Origin of the sequence: Pseudomonas sp. PICF141 (assembly GCF_002286815.1) — a bacterium.
Taxonomy (GTDB): Bacteria; Pseudomonadota; Gammaproteobacteria; order Pseudomonadales; family Pseudomonadaceae; genus Aquipseudomonas.
Window position 1 is genome coordinate 1 of sequence record NZ_MUNM01000056.1, and the last position, 5,580, is coordinate 5,580.

4 protein-coding genes and 3 pseudogenes are annotated in these 5,580 nt (G+C 56.9%); 1 reads left to right on the forward strand and 6 read right to left on the reverse strand.

Annotation, left to right across the window (positions count from 1 at the left end; genetic code table 11):
• Nucleotides 1-237 (reverse strand): annotated as a pseudogene (gene glyA, locus BZL43_RS16380) (serine hydroxymethyltransferase); the annotation flags it as partial.
• A 33-nt stretch (nt 238-270) separates the two neighbouring features.
• On the opposite strand from glyA (BZL43_RS16380), the pseudogene yjiA reads away from it, so the two are divergent.
• A pseudogene (gene yjiA / locus BZL43_RS16385) lies at nt 271-1,241 on the forward strand (GTPase).
• A gap of 103 nt (nt 1,242-1,344) precedes the next feature.
• Here yjiA and BZL43_RS16390 read toward each other — a convergent pair.
• From BZL43_RS16390 to glyA (BZL43_RS16415), 5 genes and pseudogenes are all read right to left on the reverse strand, one after another.
• Nucleotides 1,345-2,052, reverse strand: coding sequence for a GntR family transcriptional regulator (locus BZL43_RS16390; protein WP_095633276.1), 708 nt, complete (start codon nt 2,050-2,052; stop codon nt 1,345-1,347).
• Between the two features lie 27 nt (nt 2,053-2,079).
• Entirely contained in the window at nt 2,080-2,784 is a 705-nt protein-coding gene (locus tag BZL43_RS16395; protein ID WP_095633280.1) for a FadR/GntR family transcriptional regulator, read from the reverse strand.
• Between the two features lie 67 nt (nt 2,785-2,851).
• Nucleotides 2,852-4,174 carry a C4-dicarboxylate transporter DctA gene (locus BZL43_RS16400; protein ID WP_095633277.1) on the reverse strand — a complete coding sequence of 441 codons (1,323 nt, stop codon included), beginning with the start codon at nt 4,172-4,174 and terminating at the stop codon, nt 2,852-2,854.
• Nucleotides 4,175-4,460: 286 nt separating this feature from the next.
• Nucleotides 4,461-5,006, reverse strand: coding sequence for a hypothetical protein (locus BZL43_RS16410; protein ID WP_095633279.1), 546 nt, complete (start codon nt 5,004-5,006; stop codon nt 4,461-4,463).
• A 324-nt stretch (nt 5,007-5,330) separates the two neighbouring features.
• Nucleotides 5,331-5,580 (reverse strand): annotated as a pseudogene (gene glyA / locus BZL43_RS16415) (serine hydroxymethyltransferase); the annotation flags it as partial.

Sequence of the window (5,580 nt, forward strand, 5' to 3'; positions counted from 1 at the left end):
CTGGTAGGCCTTGAACTCAGGCTGCAGCGCTTCCTTGAAGCAGATCGCCTTGGCAGCGATCACGTGTTCCAGCGGGCCACCCTGGGCGCCCGGGAATACGGCGGAGTTCAGCTTCTTCTCGATGTCGGCGTTGGCGCGAGCCAGGATCAGGCCGCCACGTGGACCGCGCAGGGTCTTGTGCGTGGTGGTGGTCACGACGTCAGCGAATGGAACCGGGTTCGGGTAGACGCCTGCGGCGGTTTCTTAACTTTGTGAAACAGGAGAACCCGTTTGTCCTCTCCCATTCCAGTAACAATCCTCAGCGGCTTCCTCGGCGCTGGTAAAACCACCTTGCTGCGCCACCTGCTCAAAGCCGAGCACGGCCTGAAAATCGCCGTGATCGAAAATGAATTCAGTGACGCCGGCATCGACACCCAGCTGTTGGGTGACGAGCCGGTGCAAGTGATGACGCTGTCCAACGGCTGCGTCTGCTGCAGCCTCCACACCGATTTGACCAAAGCGCTGTACCTGCTTCTGGAACGCCTGGACAGCGGCGAAATCGCCTTCGACCGCCTGGTGATCGAATGCACCGGCCTGGCCGACCCGGCCCCCGTGGCGCAAACCTTCTTCATCGACGAAGAACTGCGTGAGCGCTACATCCTCGACGGCATCATCACCTTGGTCGACGCCAAGCATGCCGAACATCATCTGACCCAGACCATCGCCCAGGCACAGATCGGCTTTGCCGACCGCTTGCTGGTAAGCAAACGGGATCTGGTGGACGAACCGACCTTCACTGCCCTCAGCGAGCGTCTGACCCGCATCAACCGTCGCGCACCAATCCGTGTGGTCGACCACGGCAAAATTGATCTGGCTGAACTGCTCGACGTGCGCGGTTTCAACCTCAATGCCGACCTGGGTGGTGGCGTGGTTTGCGCCCGGTGAGCAAGGCGCCCTCCATCGATCGCATTTCCAGCCTGGTGTTGCGCACCGACAAGCCGCTGGATATCGACAAACTCAGTGAGTTCATGAACGAACTGCTGGAAGAGCATGGCAAGCAACTGCTGCGCTACAAAGGTGTTTTGAACATCCTTGGCGAGCCGCGGCGCATGGTGTTTCAAGGCGTGTTGAAGTTGTATGGTTTCGACTGGGATACGGAATGGGCCGATGATGAACCACGCGAAAGCGTGATCGTGTTCATTGCCGATGATTTGCCGGAAGAGAAAATTCGTGAGGGATTTGCGCGGGTGGCTGCGGAGTAAACCCCGATATTTTCAGCGAGCCTGATGCCGCCATCGCGAGCAGGCTCGCTCCCACAGGGGGATGCATTTCAAATGTGGGAGCGAGCCTGCTCGCGAATGCGATCTAACCGGCAACACGATTCTGGCTGACTACCGATCCAGAGTGCAGCAACGCCTCCTCAAGGCGATCCAGATGCCGGGTCATCAACCTCGCGGCCGCCGTAGCATCCTCACGCTCCACTGCATCGACAATATCCGCGTGCTTCCGCCATCCGCAATAATCACCCGCCAGCGCGTCATACCGCGCAATGGCCAATGAGGTCAGCGGCACCAGACTGCCAAGAAAATACGCCAACGGTGCGTTCCCCGCCATTTCGGCCAGTTGCAGATGAAATTCCCCTGACAATCGAATGGCCGGACCACGCGCCGTGCATTGGCGTTCGCTGTCGATCAAGGCGCGCAGGCGTTTCAGGTCCTGTGGGCGAGGTTGCTGGCAGGCCAGTCGAACCAGCGTAATTTCGGTCAGTCGTCGGGCATACAGCGTCTGCCGGGTCTGCTCGGCATCGGGCGCGGCGACTCGGGGACGATGATTGGTTCGAAGGACAATGATCTGCTGATGGGACAGCTGTGTCAGCACGCTACGAATGTCACTGCGTCGAGCGCTGAACATCTGCGCCAGGCTGTCTTCAGTAAAACGACTGGCTGCGTGGATGCGCTGTTCGAGAATGGCATCGAAGATCCGTGTATAGAGATCATCCGCTGGCGGTTTCCCGGTGTCGGTTCGGGAGAAGGGCAGGGCAGTGAATATCTGTGGTGAGGCGAAGCTGTTCATGGCCTGTCTCCAGTTCGAAGAGGGGGGTCAACTGCCGAGGTGGTCGTCCGGGATGTTCAATTCGATGCCCATTCGCTGGCCTTCGCGAAGGATGTGCCGGCGCATCTCGGCGCTGGCCTGGGCGCTGTTTTTGCTGCGGATCGCTCGCACCACGGCTTCGTTTTCTTCCAGGCGTTCAGCCAGATGCTCCGGCGAATTGCGCAGCACGTCGGCGCTTTGCTTCAGGGCGTTGCTGGTCTGCTGCACCACGCTCTGGAAAATCGGGTTCGAGGTCAGGGCGAACAGCTCCTCGTGGAACGCGATGTAGGCGTTCACGCCAGCCTCGCTGTCGTTGGCCTCAAGGGCTTCACGCATGTCCATCAGGGTCAGCCGCAGTTGCCCGACTTCCTTGCTGCTGATGGACTGCGCCACCAGGCCGACGATGAACGGTTCGAGTGTGTAGCGCAGTTGCAGCACGTCTTCCAGGCTGGCTCCGGCTACCGCGCTGTCGTGGCTTTGGCTGTCGCTGACACTGGCCTCCAGCACCACCACGCCTTTGCCCGGCATGGAACGCACCAGCCCGAGGGTTTCCAGCACGATGACCGCTTCGCGCAGGCTCGGGCGGCTGATGCCCAGTTGTTCGGCCAGTTCACGCTGGCCCGGCAGCATTTCGCCGGAACGCCACTGACCGCGGGCCAGTGCGGCCCGAAGTTTTTCTACGACTGAATTTACAACGGTTGACGAGGTAATCACGGTTCGCTCCATGAGCATCCATAACGATTGATGACCGTGCCTGCCCTCGGGCAGGCACGGCGATTATTCAAAATTCCTGCTGATGCGCCGGGGCAACCGGTTTTCTCGGCTGGAAGGTATAACCCTGCTGACCGGACAGCACCTTGTTTGCCCGTTGGATATCGATATCTTTTTCCCAGCGGGCGATGGCTACGGTGGCGACGCAGTTGCCGATCAGGTTGGTCAACGCCCGGCCGATGCCCATGAACCAGTCCACCGCCAATACAAGCACCAGGCCGACCACCGGAATCGCCGGGATCGCCGTCAGTGTCGCCGCGAGAATCACCAGCGCCGAGCCGGGAATCCCGTGGGCACCTTTGGAGGTGATCAGCGACACCAGCAGAATCGTCAGCAGGTCAGTCATGGCCAGCGGCGTGCCGGTGGCATTGGCGATGAACACAATCGCCAGGGTCAGATAGATCGAAAAACCATCAAGGTTGAACGAGTACCCGGTCGGAATCACTAGCCCGACCGTGGAGCTGCCGATGCCCAGATGCTCAAGCTTGCGCATGATTTGTGGCAGCACGGCGTCGGAAGAAGCGGTGCCCATGACGATCATCAGTTCTTCGCGCAGGTACTTGAGCAACGGCCACATCTTCAGGCCCGAAAGGCGCATCACCAGGCCGAGAATCAAAGTCACAAACGCCACACAGGTCAGATAAAACAGGCCGACCAAACTGCCCAAGTGTTGCAACGAATCCAGGCCATATTTGCTGGTGGTGAAGGCGATGGCGCCGAATACGCCGATCGGCGCCAGGCGCACGATCATGCCCATGATGCGGAAGATCACGTGGCTCAGCTCATTGATCAGCCGGGAAATACCCGACGCCGCTTCGCCCACCAGGTTCAGCGCACTGCCGAACAGCACCGAAAACAGCAGGACTTGCAGAATGTTGTTTTCCGCGAAGGCGCCGATCACCGAAGTCGGGATCAGGTTCATCAGGAACTGGGTGGTGGTGTGCATGTGCTGGCCGCGCTGGGCGATGTCGCCGATGTCGCCGATGTCGGCGGCGGCGAGCTGGTCCAGATGAATGTTCGCGCCGCTGCCGATGCCGGTCGTGAAGGCGAACACCAGGCCGATCACCAAGGCGATGGTGGTCAGTATTTCGAAGTAGATCACCGATTTCAGGCCAATGCGTCCGACCTTCTTCAAGTCGCCGGCACCGCTGATGCCGCTGACCACTACGCAGAACACGATCAAGCCAATGAGCATCTTGATCAGTTTGATGAAACCGTCGCCGAGGGGTTTGAGTTGGGCGGAGTATTCAGGAAGGGCCAGCCCGCAGATGATGCCGAGCACCAGTCCGAGAACCACTTGAAGGAAGATTGAGCGCGAGCACCATCTGAGCATGGGAGGAATCCTGGTCGGTGTCCTGGCTACCGTGCGTGGGGCGCATCAGATTCAGGACTTAATTATTGTGGTCTTACCGGTATGTCCAGTGCAGGCGCAGTCTAGGCGCTGTTTTTGGGTGATCGCAAGCGGAAATTGCCAGATTGGCATGACCGGTCTTACCAGTTGGGCGGAAGGCCCCGACCTTGAGCCTTTTCGCCGTTTGAAATTTTTTTGTGGGCGAAAAAAACCGGCCATCATGGCCGGTTTTCAGAGCCCTGCTCTCGAAGGTACTCAAGCGATTGATTTACATAGAGACATTACGCTTGATGATTTTTAGTTCGAAGAACACAAGTTTTCCGCCGCGATTTGGGTAATCGGTCAGAACCGGGAAGTATGGCGGCCCGGCATAGGTATGAACCTCTCGGCGTTGTGGTCCTGTGTGCAGACGAATTTTATTGAGTTCGTCTGGCAGGTCATCCAGCTTAGAACTTTCACCCGAACGGTTTATGATATGGAAATAAGTAGGGTCATCACCTTCGAAGACTGATAAGTTGCGAAGCTCACCTTCCATACTTGCGGTATGTTTGAAGACTCCGTCGCTGCCTTCAATCTTAATGGTGTAGACATCGTCGTGATAAGCGAAGAGGAACGTTTCAGGTGTTACGTCCTCTCCATAACTGAGAAGAAGGTTTCCGGAGTGTTCGAGCTTTTTCTCAAGGACACGCTTCAGTTCTTCTGTGATATCAGGGTCTTCCAGCAGTTTTTGAATGACCTTGCCAGCTAGTGCCACAGGCTTGTTATCGACAAAAAGTTGAGCGGTGAATGATTGTGTTTTATCTATATCTTGCATATTTAATATCCCTCGTGCGGTGTGCGAATAACCGTTATTAATGGTGGCTGAGTGAATCAGGTTATTCGTTGTTTTGTAAGTTGGAGGGAGATTAGCATGAAGTTTTCAGTTGGGTGGTTTTCGATGTGTTGCAAAATAATAGATTTTTTGATGTGGTTTGTGTTGAGTGCTTTAGTTGAGAAAATAGGCGTAAATAGTTGGTGGGATTATTAAAGTAGTTGGTGATGCTGTTATACAAGGGTATTGTTATTGGTGTCTCCGGACGCAGGCGAAAAAAAACCGGCACAAGTGCCGGTTTCTTTTAACTGCGGTTTAACGGTGCAATTAAGCGCCGTACACCGGCAGCTTCTTGCAGATGGCCTTGACCTTCTCACGAACCGCGTCGATCACCGCTTCGTTGGAAAGATCTGCCAGGATGTCGCAGATCCAGCCGGCCAGCTCTTTGCACTCTGCTTCCTTGAAGCCGCGAGTGGTGACAGCCGGGGTACCGAAACGCAGACCGGAGGTGACGAACGGGGAGCGTGGATCGTTCGGTACCGAGTTCTTGTTCACGGTGATGAACGCTTTGCCCAGA

Excerpts from the sequence above, each read along its gene's own strand:
- BZL43_RS16390 (WP_095633276.1), bottom strand. The coding sequence starts at position 2,052 with ATGAACAGCTTCGCCTCACCACAGATATTCACTGCCCTGCCCTTCTCC.
- BZL43_RS16400 (WP_095633277.1), bottom strand. The coding sequence starts at position 4,174 with ATGCTCAGATGGTGCTCGCGCTCAATCTTCCTTCAAGTGGTTCTCGGA.
- BZL43_RS16410 (WP_095633279.1), bottom strand. The coding sequence starts at position 5,006 with ATGCAAGATATAGATAAAACACAATCATTCACCGCTCAACTTTTTGTC.